The following is a 17,743-nucleotide window of genomic DNA, read 5'->3' on the forward strand; positions in this document are numbered from 1 at the left end:
TTCCCCCTTATAGGTTTTTAAAATTGCGATCCTTAAAAATCGTCTTTTGTTTAATATGTCAAGTTAACCCGTAGCAATTTATCGCCACAATAGTAGTCAAACGAGTGTGCCCCCTTGGCTCCATCAAACACAGGCGTTTCCAAAGGACGACAGCCTGTTCCTGACTTCAATCTCAAGCGAGCTGGTGACACCAGTTCAACCGCAGATCCATCCCTTGCAAAAACCGGTACCAACATTCTGACACCACGGCTGAGGCCCGAACCTTCTGTTGTAAATAGTGCAGGAATCTTCGTTGCTGCGTCGCGCGCATCCCGTAAAGTCAGCGGATAATAGGAATTAGACATAAATAGGTCAGGGAAGAACGTGTAACGCTCATAACTGCGGCTGATCACGCGTTGCGTATTCAGGTCATGATACTGAATTTCAGAGTTTGTCAGAACGAACGCGCCCTTGCGTTGAAGCCCTGAGTAAACCGCACGAACCCACAAAGCGGAGTCAAATTGGGACCGCTCGGCCTTCAACTGTTGGTCCACGAGGTCCCAATTTTTATTGTCGAACACGGACAAGCGCTGCTGACGATCCAAGCCTTCACTGAACCAGAAGCTGCCTGCAAATTCATCTTTTTGATAATCCAATGAGTGAACTCTATCGACGCGCGTATCTAAAATATTTCGGTACGTGTTCTGGTTGGCGAACAGATCCAGCTCCATAAAGTTCTCAACACGGCCATCAATCACTTCCGCGATCGCAAAGTTATAGAGGTAAGAAGGCTTGGCTTCTGTCCCCTGATTTTTTGCCAATAACACAGGAACACGGCCAGCCACCACTTGTTCACGGCGCGGTTCGATGACGTCAATGATCTTGTAGCCGTTGTGCTCTTCCAGGGACTTCAGCTCGTTCTTTTCATTAATATAGTAGAAGCGAGTCTGGGATCTTTCGATGTTATCCGGGTTTTCCCAACGATCCTTCAGGCTGCGCTTCTTAGCCGGGTCTTTACCCGCGCCCACCCACGCCGGACGTTTCGTACCGCCCACTTTTTGCCAGTACATCGCAAAAGGAATCTGCGCCACTTCGCTGGAGTATTTGAAACTATCCAGAAGCTTCATGGATTTATCAAAGAAGAAGAAGTTCATTGGTGATGGACCAGGTTCAGTCGCTTCACTGCGGTCTTCAAACACACCCAGGGCATATTCACTTTGACCATCATTGTTCAGATCCAGACGAACCAGGATCTGTGCACGCAGCTTTTCTTCAGCTTCCATGCGAATTTTCGTGCCGCCTACAACAGTATATGTATCAGACCCGTTGTTCGCAGCCACCCACAACTGCCAGTTTTTCTCATCCCCGGCCTGGACGAAGTAATGACGTTCTTCCGGATGGTTATCCAGATTCTCATCAATTGGCAGGAAGGACGTACGGGTTCTTGGCATTCCAGAAAGCTTGAAGGTGTTCACATCAGCACCCACGGCATCTGAATTGATCGGAACAATGATCTCGCTTTCCAGGACATAACGGCGAGCTTCCTGACCGGAAACACTGACGTCCACGGTCAAATCCAGTTCACTTGGAATACGGGACTTGGACGGATCGCTGTGATCCACGATGCTCATGAGCACCACGTACTTGCGCACTTCCCCCTGCTTCCAGACACCAGGGTAAGGAGCAGATTCTTGAACTGCTGTGATCCATGGGCGAGCCGCATCTGTGTGGGGCTTCAGGAACTGGGCATTCATTTTCACTTTGCCGATTTCCACGTCCTGCCATTTATTGACGAAGGACACCTCATAGCTCAGGTCTTTGCTTTTACGATCCCAAAGGATTTCAGGCTTTTCTTTATCAGCGGGAACGATCAACGGCTGTGCTGCCACTTTCAAGGAACGTTCTACGTCCATATTTCCAGCAACGGCAAATTTACGATAAATTTCCCTTTCCGGGCTCAAGGTTTGTCCATTCTGATGAGACCCGCCTTCCACTAAAGAAAGGTTACTTTTCACAGGACGGGCTCCCAAAACAAGTCGGGCATAAACATCTTTAGCCGGAACTCCGCGCGCCAACAGCTCTGCCACAGCAGCAGCCACATACGGTGACGCTTGGGATGTTCCAGAAAGGAATTCATAACCCAAAGTAGAACGGAAACGCACCGGACGCTTGCTTTCAGGGTACGTGCTCAGGATGTTCACACCTGGCGCAACGATATCAACACCAGAACCAAAATTTGAAAAGTGCGCAAACGCTCCATCCGGACCGGAAGCGCCAACACAAATCACGTTCGGATAAGCACATGGACGCAACAATGCCCGAGTGGAATCATTTCCTGCCGCAGCGACAATGATCACACCGCGCGCTTGCGCTTCCAGAATGACTTTTCTCATAAAGTCAGAGTCCGCAGCCTGAGGCCAGCCCATCGAGAAGTTGATGACCTGAGCACCAGAGCGCATCGCATAGATCACACCACGGCCAACCATATCACCCAAGCTTTCCTTGATGTGAGTACGGCCCTCTTCCAGCGGAGAGTCATAAATAGACAAAGGCTTCATCGGCTCGCTCGGCTGCACGCCGATCACCTGCACGGGCAGGATCGACACGTTTTCGCTTAATCCCCGCACGCCGATATTGTTATCCACTTCGGCCGCCACGATGCCAGCCACATGCGTTCCGTGACCTTGGTCGTCGCCAAAATCAGGACGACCCATGATGCCAGCAGCATTCACACCACCCAGCAAGCTCCAACCCTGACAATCCAGAGGATAGCCGTTCTTGTCCTGATCCACTTCAGGATTGTTCAAGTCCATCCATTTCTTTTCGCAAGTCACGCGGTCAGCGTCCTTCACGCAAGCTTCAAACTTGGCCAGCGCACGACATTCAGATTCATTGCGATGGATGACATTTTTCAGGTCCGGGTGACCTTTTTGAATGCCTGTATCCAAAACGGCGACGATCACTTTTTTGGATGCTTTCACAGGACTAGGCAGACGCACGTCTTCCTGGGCGCGAGCCGGGATTTTATATGTATGCAAAGGATCCAAGTCGATCATCTGGGACACGCCCTGATTGTTCAGACCCCATTGCATCGAAGAAAACGGATCGGCGGCCTGCACTTGTGCCACACTGAAAGATAACAATGCAAGAATCAAGTGTCTCATCGGAAGCTCCCCAAGCTCTTATCCAGTTCGATTGGAGAAACACGGGTTTTCGTCGCAAACATCTGGATCAGACCGTTGGCATATTCAATATGCTGTTTCGGATCACCCAAGGTGTTTGAGAAGTATTCAATATCCCCGTCCTCGTCACCCATACGGAAACCGTTGATGCGCACGAAGTAGATGTAATTTTCCTTACCCAGGAACTTCAGCAATTGCGGCAATGGGATTTCCTCTTCCAGGATATAGATCACATTGGTCATCCACTGAGTCTGAGCTTTCTTGTCTTTTGGATACGCCGCTGACAACTTCATCAGACGCTCCAACCAAGGAAGCATGCAATCAAAGTAAGTTCCATTCACCCACGTGCCCGTGTAGTTCATGGTTTTTTCTTTTTTGTGACGGTCTTGTTCTTCCTGACAGGCATCAACGAACTTACGTTCCCCCGCCTTGAAGTCACCGTTACCCAGAACCGTCAGCATGTCTTTATAGATCTCTTTGTCATGGGGACGAGCCTCACGACCCAGTTTTTCACTGATCTTCTGGAAGAAGCGCCCAATAAACTTGGCCTTCGGCACACTCTTGCCATCCTGATCCGGAGCCAATACCAGCTCTTTCAACTTATCCAACCCCGCAGGCAGAATCGAAAGATTCGCAGTAATGCGATAGAAATCCACCGCGGTCACGTTAGCGAAAGCCTCTGGTTCAATCAGGCGGTAGGACGCCACTGGAGAGTTTTTCAGTTCACCTTGAACTTCATCAATCAGTTTCATGAACTTCTTACGGTTCAAGTGCCAGCCACCCCAGACGTGCTGAACAACGCCCACGGATGGATACTGCTTGCCTGTGGTGGTGAGGTCTGCCTCGGTGTTGACAGTTCTCCAGTAAGCTTTACCGAACGGCGTATTGGCCGGATTCGGGTCATCACTGCGCGCCAGATCCACACGGCCTTTAGGTGCCCACTTATTTAGCAAACCCTCCACCCAGTCAAAGGCGAAGCCCAGAAGATCGCGACCTTTCAGTTCCCCACGTTTGTTAGAGAACAAAGTCACTTCTTCGTCTTTTGGATTCAGCTCAGGAGCTTCTTCACTGCGCGGGTAGCGGATTTTCAACAAATGGTCTTCGTTGAATGAGTTCACACGCATGGCAAAGAACTTGGAACGCACCTCGCGAGTTTTCAGATTGTGATCAATCTCGAACTTGCGGTGCTGGAATTTTGCGTACAACAATTCCGGATCGTTGCTCTTAAACAAGGCACGCAAAGCTGGTTTCAGGTTGTCGCGGGTTCTTTTGAAGTCCTGCACGAACTTCGCGTCAGAATTTTCTGAATCAATGTATTCCGCATACTCGGGATTGTAATCGATCACGAAGGCATCTGTATTCAGATCCGCCCACGTGGTGTTGGAACGAACACGCAGAATATTGATGAAGTAGTTCATATCCAAAGTCATTCCCAAAGCCTTGCTGGTTTGAGAACGCACATAGACCTGAACACCTTCTTTAGTGCGCATGAAGCTGGTCTGGCGCAGGATCGCGCGGCTGGCATCCACACCGACAGTAACAGTATTCAGGAAATTCAATGGAGAAATACCCATCAGGACATCCAAAGACGACGAGGTCTGAGCATAAGCCGACAACGCAATGGAATCTGTGATCGTGAAGACTTCGCCCTCACGCAGGTCGGCCAGGAACGCATCCAAGGGCTGACGAGTCGGAGCATCCGGTGTTGCCCCCTTAATTGGGTCTTTTTCATCCAAAACACTGGAAAGTTTCGTCATGAAACGTGGGATCAACATGTCTTTCCAGGAGACCTTGGTGCCTTCCTGAATGGACGTCAAAGGGCGCACGTGCGTATAGTCACGCATCACCATAATGTTGGCACCTGCCATTGGTGTGACTTTAGGAACTCCATCCAGAGTCATAAAGTAACCCAGACGTCCTGCCACACTGACGTTATCCACCAACTGGATCGGCGCAGAACTTCCGAAGTAAGTTCCCGTCGTCACATGGCGAGTGGCGCCAAGGTTGAACCCACCCACTGGACCACCCCAAGCTTCCACCTTTTGGTAAAGGGGTTCGTAAGGGCGTTGACGGATGTGTTCGATCACTCTTTGAGTCATCTCGTCGCGACGGTTTTGATACAGATCACCGACAGATAAAAGATCCAATTTTTCATTGATATGATTCAGCACAGTCCCGATAGCCGCGGATTTTGCGCGGATACCCATGTACCGTTCCAAATCCCCATCCTGGAACGGAGACTGACGATCCCCGTGGGCAAAACGCTGAGGGTAACCGGGAACGAATTCCTGAGTCACCTTCCCGTCTTTAACCAAACCGGAACGAGAGCTGATATTCAGATCCGGCTTTGGCCAGCCGGAAACATTCTTAAGATTGAAGAGCTCCAGGGCGTTGTGTGCGCGATGAACCAGTTTTGCCACGATCAGGTCTTCAAGTTCCTGCGGGTAAGCACCGGCGCGAACGATTTCAACGAAGTCATTATAGCGAAGTTCAGAAAGACGACGCACCAACCAGCGTACGTCCTCATAACTGGCTGCAGAGAAAGACTCTGCCGACGGGTGATTAATAATCACGTGACCGGAAAGCACGGAACCGAATTTCGCAGAGAAACGATTCACACTCTCTGGCAAGTCCACCAAAGAAAACGGCAGGATCAACGCACGGTAAGCGCGATAGCGAGAGTAACGCTGAACTGCGGGTAATTGATTTGGATTGTTTGGATCTGGAGCATAGCCCCACTGGATATCAAAATACTCGGCAACGGCTGGTTCCAGCATTGCATCGGCAAAGACCACAGAATGGTTTTGCGTATTGCTTTCAGTCACCCAGCCACGACTGTCAAAGTCAGAGATCATGGATTCCTGGGCATTCTTCAGGAAGGATTTCTTTTCTTCTTCAGACTTAAAGAACACACGCAGGTTGCGGTAGTATTTTGGTGACGGAACATAGTAGCCGAGCTTTCGAAGCAATGCCGCACGCATCAAAGTTGTATGGGTCAGACGGCTTAAGCTTAAACGATAGAACAAGTTTGGATTTTCGTTCGACTGAACGCGGGACATATAGGTGAATGGCAATGCGGCTTCTTCGGACAGGAACTGCACGCCATTGGCGCCCGTTGGATAGCTGCCCGGCACGTCCTCAACACCCGGATAGACACGGTTTTGCCACATCTTGTTTTCAGCAGGATTCAGAATACTCAGGTCTTGCCCCTGATTCGCCAACGCCGCGGCCTGCCCTACATCCAAAGCACTGCCGCTTTGACTGATAAGGTCCTGAGCAGGCTTCTTCACCGAGTTCAACGGCAATGAAACGCTCTCTGCACTCGCTATCGACAGTGCCATCAGGCATAACGCGCAGACTATGACTATTCTGAGGGACATGGCGTATCCTTTTTTAGTGGTGTCAAAGAGACCTTACAAAGATCCCCGTCACCGGTTGAGCAAATACCGCGCCAGAAAACGGCCATCGTTTTGAAACAATTACCCGTTCATTTGGACCTGAGTCGCAAAGACCGCAGGGGGCTGCGGTCTTTGTGAAGCATTTATAGCTTCGCTCAGTTTTTAATCATTAATCGACCCACACCAGCTTCGTGGTCATGCGCTTGAAGGTCTTACTGTCCACCCAGTAAGAACCCGTGTCTTTGTCACAGATAACACCTGGTTTGTAGTTGCAGCTTGTGCCCCAAGAGTTGCGCACCAAATAGTGACACTTGTTATTGATCACTTTGCGGCCCACGACGGAAGAGGCATGCCAGCCGCCGAAGATACCACCGACTCCGGTGATGTGTTTGGCGTTGTATTCAAAGCCCACAACTTTATTGTTGTTCAATTGACGGTTCAGTTTTGCGATCAAAGTTTGCTCCGAGTCGTAACTGTCGGAAATATGCTCGTCACCAGATCTGCTCTGACGACTTGTATCGCCGCCCGTGCGAACCTTCAAATTGCCAGACACGGCAACCTTGGAGGAACCACATCCGGAATCCATCAATTTAAACAACACATCCTCAAGACGAGAGCTTTTGGAATTGATAATGTAGCGTTTTACATCAATCACACTCAGCTTACCGAAGAAGTAGTCGAACAGATGATCGGCGCGCTTTTCACACATGCTGTCGCAGACTTCATTATTGCGAAGCTTTTCCATATATCTGACAAGGTCGCCCGTCCCGGCCATGGAAACATAGTTAGGCACCAGTTCGAAATTGAAAGAACCATTTTGAGGAAGTGCTTGAACACTGCAGGCATAACCGTTCTTTTTGATGTCCTTCAAGGCCCCGGCAATGAATCCGCCTTCAGCCACCGCGGTGTCCCCATTGAGAATGCTGCGGAAGAAACGACCTGCGCCCGTAATACGGCTGGTGTAATAAGAAGATGTATAAATAGCGGAAAGAGGAGTCCCCATCTTCTGACTCAAAATATCGTTAGCGGCATAACCATAACACCAACCGATATTTCCCTGATCGGAAGGGGTCATAAAGTACTTCTTCATTTGAGGCGACATATACTCGCGGACATCTCGTGGAGAGCAGGCCGCCAAGTCTTCAGCGTCTGTGGAGGTGGCATAACCCTTTTCGGGCATAAAAACCAATGCCGATGCAAAGGTGCATAAAAACAGAAGAGCTACCTTGATATATCTCATTCTCGACGTCCTTTCTTTTATGACGTCGAAGGCTAGAGCAATTCACAATCCAGGGTGTATGGGTGTTTAAATCCTGCTCAGGTGTCAAAGGCCTAAACAGGTGACTTTAAATGGTAGGCCTTAAAACTCCATATTAAAGGTCAGTAAAGTCGCGTCGCCTGAAACCATGGGTAAGATGGTATAGCTTTCTTTCCCGGGATATAGAGCACTGGCGCGGCCCCAGTATATCCCCAAGGCAGCACCGGCAACCACATCGGACAACCAGTGAATGTTCTCATTCACACGGGATAACGCCACGAAGCTTGCCGCCGCATAAGCTGGAATCCCCGCTTTGTATCCATAGGCATAAGCCAAAGAACTGGCTGTAGCAAAAGCAGAAGAAGCATGACCTGAAGGGAACGAGAGCTTGTTGCGCTTGCTGGGACGTTCTCGTCGCACCAAAGTCGCCATCGTGATATGGCTGACGGATGTTAACGCAATGGCCTTGCCATGACGAACTCCATTGGGCGTATCCAAGAATAGCTGAGTCACGGCAATCGCAATCCCCGGAGCCCCACTTCCCAACCAACCACCAAAGTCGGCAGTTCGATGTTCGAGCCAACGATCCGATTCAATCTGATTGTGATTAAAAACAGTCTGGTCATACTGGCGAGCCACAATCGTGGTAACGGCTCCGGTCAAAAAGACCATCCTTCCACCCTCATCAAATGAATTGACCACAGTGGGTTTAATCTCCTGCTCCCAAAAACCCGTGAAAGCATTGCTGTCACCAACAGGAGCCACCTCTTCCGCCAATCCGCAAGAACCAACCATCCCCAACAACATAAATAGAAAAACAGAAAATATTCTCACCGAAAAACTCCCACTTAGAATGCCAGGATTCCTATTGTCCAGGTGAAGCTGTAGATGTTGGAATTATCATCCATCTTCGTCGATGCCACCACTACCGGCACATCCCCGTCCATGCGCACTCCTTCTTCTTGTTCCAAAGCCTGAATTGAGAAGGACAACTCGGTAAACCAAATCTGCCCCTTGGTATTTTTCTTCAAAGCACCCCAGCCAAATCCGGCAACAGGTCCGTCAAAATGCAGACGACTGACATTGGGGTCAGAGATTTGATCCACTTGCCCGCCATTCAAGAACAACACCGTCGGGGCACGCCCAATAAAGAAGCGCGCATAAGGCGCCCCTAGATCCCACGGGGAAATACGCGGAACCTGACGACGCACCCCCAGGGTCAGCAAGGTGTCCCACAGCAAATAACTTCGAACCTGATTGAACTTAACATTGGCGCTCCACTCCAGCGCCCAGTTCGAATCCAGAACATAAAGCAGATCCGTTTTAATATTAAGTCCCAAACCGCCATCAACGCGTTCTTCACTGGCCGAATACACGGACGAGTTCACGCCACCACCGGCGAGCAAATGCAAACCTTTGCTCCAGTGATCGGGTTCAAATGGCTTGGCAGCAGGGGCCGAGAAGGAAATAAACAAGAGCGAGATACAAAGCAGAATCCCCTTTTTCATGCTAGTACCTCCATAAGACAGAAACACCCATCGTTTCGTCTTTGATCACAGGCGTGGCTGCCACATCACTCTGTGGCAACAGAGTGAATGGATTTAGCATGATCCCCACGGCGCGAACGAAAACCGATTCGCTGCTGCGGAAGTAAGTGCTAAGTCGCTCAAATCCCATCCCGACCAGAGTTCCGTAAATGGGTGTTTGGTAAATATCCTGAATGCTGGGTTTTTCTGTGTAGGTTTCCACGGCAAACTCGAAGGCCAAAGACGAAAGAAAGGTCCAAGTGAAGGCTTCTGTTTCTGTGTACCCACGATAGCGATAGAATAAATAATAGTATTGTCCCGACCACGCATGCTTAAACAGGTTGTAGTCAAAACTGTCTTTGTCAAAACCAGGATGGAATGGATAGTGGGTAAAGTTATCCCACGAGCCGTGATCGCGAATGGTTTCTTCCTGAGTCACCAAATATACCGCCCACTGAGTGGCATAGACTGCAGAAAAATTCAGTGTGTATTCCCACGTGCTGCGCTCTTTGACTGGGGCTTCCAAGGAGGAATCTCCCTCTTGGGCCTTCCCAACCTGAGGACTTAACACGATCAGCATCAATGACATGAACAGCTTGAACCACGACGGCATAGAAGTTAACTACGATGTTCGCGATAAGTAATCAAGCAATTACCTATGATTATGTATAGGCCCACGAATAAAAAAACGGAAGCACAAAGGCTTCCGTTTTCAATCTGATTTTGCATCTCAGGATCTTAGAAGTTAATCCCCAACCCGACTGTTCCATAGAACGTGTTCAGCTCTGCTTTCTGGTTCAGAGATGAGTCTTTGAAACTGTATCGTTTCATACCAAAGCCCGCTTCCCCGAAGTAACGCTCTGACCACAGAACCTTACCGTGGAAGTTCAAAGACATTGGCGCATTCAGCGTCACGTTTGAATCCATGGAGTTGATGTAGTAGATAAACTCCATGTCCACCCATTTCGGATAGCGCATGAATGGAACCAGGTTAAAGAAATCATCAAACACCTTCGGCATAGAACGCGCCCAGAACGCGCCCACGCCCAACATCGGTGCTTTCAACTTATCAAAAGTCACACTCTGATAAGACAACATGGCACCCACGGATTCATCACGTCCCCACAGGCCCGGAGTCGCACGGTATTTCAAATCCACGGTCATCACACTCAGTGGAGCCGTGTTCCCGGCAGAATCCACTTTCAACTGATTGAAGGATTGGAAGTACTTCGCACTCACACCCCAGCGCTGACGGGACATCCAGTAGTTGGTCCAACCAAACAGATCTTCAAACCACTGATTGTACGCCACTTCACCCATGATGATGAATTCACTCTTGGCCTGAACACCTGTGAAGCGTCCAGAAACCTCGCGCGGGTAACCTTTATAGATTTCATAGTAAGACTTGTACGTCTTGCCATCCATTTCCACTGTCAGATAAGAGCGATTGATCTGCCCTCTTTCCGTCGCACGGAAGTTCCATACAAAAGAAGCCGGATCTTTAGGATTTTCTTGCGCTGAGTTCTGATCACTGGTGATTTGCGCCACAGGCTGCTTACGCCCTTCCAGTTTGATGCCATCGATGTAAGTTCCGGTTGGAGCACGTTTGCTCAGGTAAACGCGAGACTGCGCACGAGGGATTTCAGACAGTTCAAATCTTTGCTTGAACACGCCCCCACCCTGACCCGGAAGATAGATTTTCGGATCTTCTTTTTTTACAGCTGCAGCCCAGAATTTACGAGGGTCCCCGATAGTTGATTCGAAGCCCAAAATCTTGGTCAAAGAACTGTACTGATCCGGATTCAGAATCACAGAGCGGCCGACAGGTCTGGTATCATAGCCCACGATACGCAAAGTGCCCGGCTTCTTGGTGTCTGAAATATCCATCAGCTCCAGCTTGTTCGGCAAAGTCACAAACTCATAAGACTCGCCCGTACCCAATTCCGCGAAGAAGGAACTTGGCATATCCGCAGCAACAGGTACTGATTTTTTCAGTGCCGCATCTTCGTTGTTCACAAGGACACGTGGAGTAACAGCATCCGAACGAACTTTCCCCATAACAACATTTTTGCCAGAGGACTTTGTTCCATAACGCTGAGAACACATTTTAGTCGAATTACGACCGTCCGTCTGAGTCACACAGAAACGGAAAGATTCTTTCTGACCCCAGAATGGAGCTTTGGTACTTTCCACATCAGTAATCGCAAATTGCGACCCAAAGATACCGGAACGGGTTACGTCTTTGGCGGCAACACCTTTTTCGACCAGAGCTTTTCTCCAGCCATCCAGTTGTTTTTGCCATTTTGCGCGATCTTCGGCTGTGAAAGAATAACTCCACAAAACCGTTCCCGTGCGAGAAATCATTTCGATGGTTCCGTGACTCATCAGTTTGTCCGGCCATCCCATCACCAAAGCGGCCTTACCCGCTTCACTGCCGCCCAGAACCTGGGACAACTGTGAATGAGTTTTCCCTAATGGCAACAAAGCAAAGAAGAAGTTCTTTTCATTGAACTGCAGATTTCCAATTTTTAGGTCTTTTCCACCCGACAGGTCGTATTCCAATTCCAATGGTGGCAAGATCACCCCATTGTCGATTTGGTCAAAATACAGGGCTTTATTAAAATCTCGCGTCGCTGCTGTTTTTAGCAAGGAGCGTTGAGGCGCCGGAACTTCTTCGGAAGCCTCTGCTGGCTCGGAGGCTTCGGAGGCCTGAGCTGCTGGAGCACTTTGCTGAGGTGTTCCCTCAGGCGTCTGTGCGTGTACAAGAGACGCAAAAGCCAATAAAACGATCAAAACCAGATGCTGCGCACTATTCACGGTTGTACCTCTCTGCTGAGCCTTAATTTTATTGAATACGAGGTTTTGTAACAAGCTAAAACGTTGGACTGTCTGGCTTTTTCGGATTATTAAGACCTCTCGAAATATGAAGGAGCCCTATGTCAGCCGCTCGTACGATCTATCACATGAGAGTCTCAGAGATCATCGACCACACCCCTACAGTCCGGGAACTGGTCCTGAAAACAGAGACTCCCAACGAATTTGGCTTCAAAGCCGGCCAATTCGTCATGCTTCACGTCCCTCAAGGGGAAGCTAAACCCGCTTTGCGTGCATATTCTATCGCATCCGATGACCGCACGAAGGACGGCTTCCGTCTTTTGTTCAAGTTCGTTGAAAACGGCTTGGCCTCGACTTTTGTTTGGCAATTGAAAGGTGGAGAGCTGTTGAACTTCACCGGCCCATTTGGAAAGGTGTTCTTCCAGGAACCACCGACAGAGCAGATTGTTTTCCTGAACACTGGCACAGGTCTGTCCCAGCACATCTGTTATCTGCTTTCCAAGAAAGAACAGTATCCAAATCTGCGCTATCGTATGCTGTTTGGCGTGCGCACCGAGAAGGACATGTACTATCAGAAAGAAATCGAAGTTCTGGAAAAAGAACTGCCTGATTTCAAATTTGAATTCGTGCTGAGCCGTCCCCAAGACGACTGGAAGGGTAAAAAAGGTTATGTTCAGAACTTTATTGCTGAATTTGACTATAAGAACATCCCGACCACGTTCTATCTGTGCGGCAATGGCGGCATGATCAAGGAAGTAAAGCATCAGCTTCTTGAAGTTGACGGTTTCGATAAAACAAAAATCTGGGCAGAGGCTTTTGACTAAAAATCGCGCTGCCTTAGAATTGATATTTGCCGGAGTCCTTTGGGGCTTCGGCTTTGTTGCCACTGTGTGGGCTTTGGAAGCCTTCACTCCCGTTGAAACCCTTTTCCTGCGCTTTGTAATTGCCGGAATTGTCGGAGAGATTCTTTATCTTATTGTCAGAGGACCCAACTTCACCAGCTTGCGCGAAGAACTGACCCGCGCCCTGCCTGCCGGACTCCTGTTAGGCGGAATGCTATTGCTGCAAACCATCGGCTTGAAATACACCACAGCCACGAAGAGCGGTTTTTTGACAGCCCTGTATGTGATTCTGGTGCCATTGTTCAATGCGTGGTTCTTCAAAACAGCCAGTTCCTGGCGTCAGTATATTTTGACCTTTTTAGCTTTAGTGGGAACTTTTATTCTGGTCGGTGGAAAGATCGACAACATCAACACCGGCGATCTATGGACCTTGGGATGTGCGGTGTTTGCGACGTTTCATATTATCTACATCGGGCGCATTTCCAACCGCGTGGGCAATGCCTTTCGCTTTAACAACTTCCAATCGTTGTGGTGCCTGCTGGCCTTGACGCCTCTTTTACTATCACAAGATCAAATGTTTGTGGGGACACCCACAGCCAAGCCCTGGCTGGGAATTCTGTGCCTGGGGCTGGGCTCCAGTATCATTGCCTTTTACCTGCAAATTCGGACTCAGAAGATTCTATCTGATTCCACCGCCAGCATGATCTTCTTACTGGAGTCTCCGTTTGCGGCGATGTTTGGATTCTTAATCTTGAACGAACGACTGTCCCCCCTACAGATTTCAGGCGCCGTCCTGATCATGGCAGCCTCAGTCCTGCAGATCCTCTGGGACCCCTCCAAAAAAGAAGCATAAAAAAAGGCCACTTTGAAAGTGGCCTTTTTCACCGACCGACTAATGAGAAGCTTGGATATCGCCTTTTTTCAGGGACCAAATGAAAGACGTCAGGATGATAATCCCGCCACTCAATCCCGTGAACCATTCAGGGATATGCAGGAACGGATCTGCCAGCATGATCATGGACAGCAAACCGATGGCATAAAAGGCCCCGTGCTCCAGGAAAGCAAACTTGGTCAAAGCTTCCTTTTCCACGAACATGATTGTCAGACTTCGCACGAAGAACGCTCCGATACTGAGACCGATCATGATAATGAACAAGTTGTGCGTGATCGCAAACGCTCCCACCACCCCGTCAAAGCTGAAGGACGCATCCAAAACTTCCAGATACAGGAACATTCCGGCGCTGGCTTTGTGCACATCATGCATTTGTTCATCAGAAGCTTCCAACCAAGAACCGATACCGTCCACGATCACATAAGTGATCAAACCGGCCATACCGGCCATCAAGAACGGCAAGGCTTCTTCTTTTTGCAGGAAGTTCGTGATCAAAATCAAAATGATCAAAGACAAACACACTTCGATCGCTTCGACTTTGCTGCCCAGATAACGAGTCGGTCGTTCGATGAACGGAATCCAATGCAGTTCTTTGCTGCCGTCATAGAAGTACTTCAGCGCCACCATCAAAAGGAACGTTCCACCGAACGCAGCCACCTGAAGATGAGCATCCAACATCATTTTCGCATAATCATCCGGCTTGGTCGCCGCGATCACCAAGGCTTCCCACGGATTCACATCCGCCATGAAGGTCACGATCAATAACGGGAAGACCAAACGCATACCGAAGACGGCAATGAGCATCCCCCAAGTCAGGAAGCGATGACGCCAGACCGGAGTCATTTCTTTAAGAACAACGGCGTTCACGATCGCATTATCGAAAGACAATGAGACTTCAAGAATCGCCAGAATAGTTGCAATGAAAAGAGCCTGAAGGCCCGCCGTCACCGTGCCGCCATAATAATGACCCACGAAATAAGACGCAATCAGACCGATGAATGTAAAAACAAAGGAACCTGTAAAGTATTTCATCCTGACAGATTTCCCCGATTCCGCCCTAAGAATCAAGGGCAGCCGCCTAAGACATGGCTTGTCAAAACAGAAGTGACTTCTATTTCAACAAGGGCTTCAGGAATTTGCCTGTTTCACTGGCAGCGACCTTGGCCACTTTTTCAGGAGTTCCGGTCGCGACGATATAACCGCCCCCTTTGCCTCCATCCGGTCCCAAATCAATAACATGGTCTGAGGTCTTCACGACCTCCATATTGTGCTCGATCACAAGAACGGTGTTCCCCTGATCTGCCAGTTCCTGAATCAGCTCCACAAGTTTGCGAACGTCATCAAAGTGCAAACCCGTGGTCGGTTCATCTAAGATGTACAAAGTCTTGCCAGTTCCGCGGCGGGACAGTTCTTTGGACAACTTCACGCGCTGGGCTTCTCCCCCGGATAGAGTCGTCGAACTTTGTCCCAACGTCATGTAATCCAAACCCACGCGGTGCAAAGTTTCAAGCTTGCGGTAAATCTGCGTGTGATTGCGGAAGAATTCCAACGCCTCGCCCACGCTCATTTCCAGGACATCGGCGATGGACTTATTTTTGTACTTTACATTCAAAGTCTCGCGGTTGTATCGACGTCCCTGACAAGTATCGCAAGTGACAAACACGTCGCTGAGGAAGTGCATTTCCATACGGATCTGACCATGGCCCATGCATGTTTCACAACGGCCGCCTTTGACGTTAAAGCTAAAGCGCCCCGGTTCATAACCACGCAGTTTGGAATCCGGCAAGTTCGCAAACAGATCACGAATCATCGGGAACAAGCCCACATAAGTCGCCGGAGTCGAACGTGGTGTTCGTCCGATGGGTTTTTGATTGATATCAATAACTTTATCGATGTGCTCAAGACCGTGGATTTTTTTATATGGCGATGGCTGAGCCAAGGCCTTATAAAAGTGCTGCGCCAAAATCTTATAAAGAGTGTCAATGATCAGCGTACTTTTTCCAGAGCCGGAAACACCCGTCACGGTCGTGAACGTCCCTAGCGGAATTTCCAGATCCACATCGTGCAGATTGTTCCCCGAAGCGCCGGTCAGTTTTAAAAGATGACCATTCCCCTTCCTGCGCTCTTTCGGCATGGGAATACGGATCTCACCGCTCAGGTATTTGCCCGTCAAAGAATTCGGGTTGGCCGCCAATTCATCGGGCGTGCCTTGAGCCATTTTTTCTCCACCCAAAATCCCGGCGCGTGGCCCCAAGTCCACAACAAAGTCCGCGTAGCGAATGGTGTCCTCATCATGCTCTACCAGCAAAATGGTGTTCCCGCGGTCCTTCAGCTCACCGATGATATCCAGCAACCGGTGATGGTCACGGGGATGCAGACCGATACTGGGTTCGTCCATCACATAAAGGCAACCAATCAAGGCTGACCCCACCTGCGTGGCCAGACGAATGCGCTGGGCCTCCCCGCCGGACAGGGTTCGCGACGGACGACTGAGTGAAAGATATCCCGTGCCCACGCGGATCAGATAATCCAAACGGGCCAGAATTTGTTTTACGATTTTTTCAGCGATCAGTTGGTCTTTGGCTTTCCATTCCAGCTCTGCGATCCAGTCACGCAGTTCAACGGCACCCAAATCGGACAATTCGGCAATGGTTTTTCCACCCAGACGAATATTCAAGGCCTCTTGCTTCAGACGACTGCCATGACAATCCGGGCAGTCGTTCAGAACCATTTCTTCCCCTTCGTCATCGTCCTCGTCGGAAGTTTTTTTACCTTTGTATTTGTAAACAACTTTGTCGAGTTTCTTCCCGCCGACTTCACCGTCAGAAAACTGCTCTTCTTCCTCTAGATCAATCGTGCCCAGGCCATTGCAGGTTGGGCAGGCGCCACGAGGATTATTGAAACTGAAAAGTCTTGGCTCGATTTCCGGGAAACTGAAACCACACTCTGGACACGCCGAATGCAAAGAGTAAGACACGCGCTCGCCATCCAGGGTTTCAATCATCACACGGCCATTGGCCATGGAAAGCGCGGTGTTGATGCTTTCTGCAAGACGCAGCTTCATGCTGTCTTTCAGAATCAACTGATCAATCACCAAATCGATATCATGGCTTTTGGTTTTGGCAAGTTTCGTGGCTTTATCCAGATCAATCATCTTGCCGTCGACTTTAGCTTTCACAAAACCTTTTTTCGCCCAGCGCTGGAACTCTGCTAAGAACTCCCCTTTTTTCCCTGAGGCCATGGGAGCCAGGACATAAAACTTGGTGCCCTGACTTTTCTTGAAGACTTCCTCAATGATCTGCTGAGGCGTCTGACTGGTCACCGGAATATGGTGAGTCGGACATTCGGGGATGCCAAGCTTTGCATAAAGCAGGCGCAGGTAATCGTAGATCTCGGTGACAGTTCCCACGGTTGAACGAGGATTGGTCCCGACCGATTTCTGATCAATTGCAATCGCCGGAGAAAGCCCGGTGATGGAATCCACTTCCGGTTTTTTAAGTTGTTCGAGGAAGTTTCGCGCATAGGCGGAAAGACTTTCCACATAACGTCTTTGCCCTTCGGCATAGACAGTGTCAAAAGCCAGCGAGGACTTCCCACTGCCACTCAATCCTGTAAACACAGTGATCTTGTTGCGAGGGATAGTGACACTCACATCCTTGAGGTTGTGCTCTTTTGCGCCCTTAACTACGATTCCATCTTCAGCATGCGACATAAGCCATCATTCTATGCCCACCCCCGAAAGAAGAAAAGGTGCCTGGTTGTTTTTTCTGGCTACAGCGCAGCAGTCCGTGAAAAAACACAAAGACCTCACGATAGCTTGCCCAGTGGGCT

General features: G+C 49.5%; 11 protein-coding genes. 2 read left to right on the forward strand and 9 right to left on the reverse strand.

The window, feature by feature from the left end:
- Positions 1–50: 50 nt before the first annotated feature.
- The 7 genes from ACES2G_RS10905 to ACES2G_RS10935 all read right to left on the reverse strand — a co-directional run bounded on the left by ACES2G_RS10905 (position 51) and on the right by ACES2G_RS10935 (position 12,160).
- Positions 51–3,143, reverse strand: coding sequence for a S8 family serine peptidase (locus tag ACES2G_RS10905; protein ID WP_347359178.1), 3,093 nt, complete (start codon positions 3,141–3,143; stop codon positions 51–53).
- The gene (locus ACES2G_RS10910) at positions 3,140–6,502 is read right to left on the reverse strand and encodes a hypothetical protein (RefSeq protein ID WP_374000165.1); all 3,363 of its coding nucleotides are present in this window, start codon (positions 6,500–6,502) and stop codon (positions 3,140–3,142) included. The genes ACES2G_RS10905 and ACES2G_RS10910 overlap by 4 nt, the downstream gene beginning before the upstream one ends.
- Before the next feature lie 226 nt (positions 6,503–6,728).
- Positions 6,729–7,799: a hypothetical protein gene (locus ACES2G_RS10915; RefSeq protein WP_347359176.1), complete on the reverse strand. Its 1,071-nt coding sequence runs from the start codon at positions 7,797–7,799 to the stop codon at positions 6,729–6,731.
- 120 nt (positions 7,800–7,919) lie between these two features.
- On the reverse strand, positions 7,920–8,651 hold the full coding sequence (locus tag ACES2G_RS10920) for a phosphatase PAP2 family protein (RefSeq protein WP_374000166.1): 732 nt from the start codon (positions 8,649–8,651) through the stop codon (positions 7,920–7,922).
- 14 nt (positions 8,652–8,665) lie between these two features.
- A complete protein-coding gene (locus tag ACES2G_RS10925; protein ID WP_347359174.1) occupies positions 8,666–9,325 on the reverse strand; it encodes a hypothetical protein in 660 nt (219 codons plus the stop codon).
- A 1-nt stretch (position 9,326) separates the two neighbouring features.
- Positions 9,327–9,956, reverse strand: a complete 630-nt coding sequence (locus ACES2G_RS10930) for a DUF3943 domain-containing protein (protein WP_347359173.1) — start codon at positions 9,954–9,956, stop codon at positions 9,327–9,329.
- Positions 9,957–10,081: 125 nt separating this feature from the next.
- Positions 10,082–12,160, reverse strand: coding sequence for a hypothetical protein (locus ACES2G_RS10935; protein WP_374000167.1), 2,079 nt, complete (start codon positions 12,158–12,160; stop codon positions 10,082–10,084).
- A 119-nt stretch (positions 12,161–12,279) separates the two neighbouring features.
- Between ACES2G_RS10935 and ACES2G_RS10940 the strand changes: the two genes are divergently transcribed.
- Complete coding sequence (locus ACES2G_RS10940) at positions 12,280–13,002, forward strand: FAD-binding oxidoreductase (RefSeq protein ID WP_347359245.1); 723 nt, start codon at positions 12,280–12,282, stop codon at positions 13,000–13,002.
- The gene (locus ACES2G_RS10945; RefSeq protein WP_347359244.1) at positions 12,995–13,873 is read left to right on the forward strand and encodes a DMT family transporter; all 879 of its coding nucleotides are present in this window, start codon (positions 12,995–12,997) and stop codon (positions 13,871–13,873) included. The genes ACES2G_RS10940 and ACES2G_RS10945 overlap by 8 nt, the downstream gene beginning before the upstream one ends.
- A gap of 39 nt (positions 13,874–13,912) precedes the next feature.
- Here ACES2G_RS10945 and ACES2G_RS10950 read toward each other — a convergent pair whose 3' ends face one another.
- Both ACES2G_RS10950 and uvrA read right to left on the reverse strand, forming a co-directional pair.
- Positions 13,913–14,944 carry a DUF475 domain-containing protein gene (locus ACES2G_RS10950; protein WP_347359243.1) on the reverse strand — a complete coding sequence of 344 codons (1,032 nt, stop codon included), beginning with the start codon at positions 14,942–14,944 and terminating at the stop codon, positions 13,913–13,915.
- 79 nt (positions 14,945–15,023) lie between these two features.
- Positions 15,024–17,624 carry an excinuclease ABC subunit UvrA gene (uvrA, locus tag ACES2G_RS10955; RefSeq protein ID WP_374000168.1) on the reverse strand — a complete coding sequence of 867 codons (2,601 nt, stop codon included), beginning with the start codon at positions 17,622–17,624 and terminating at the stop codon, positions 15,024–15,026.
- Between the last annotated feature and the right edge of the window lie 119 nt (positions 17,625–17,743).

The organism is Bdellovibrio bacteriovorus (assembly GCF_041888015.1).
Lineage (GTDB): Bacteria > Bdellovibrionota > Bdellovibrionia > Bdellovibrionales > Bdellovibrionaceae > Bdellovibrio.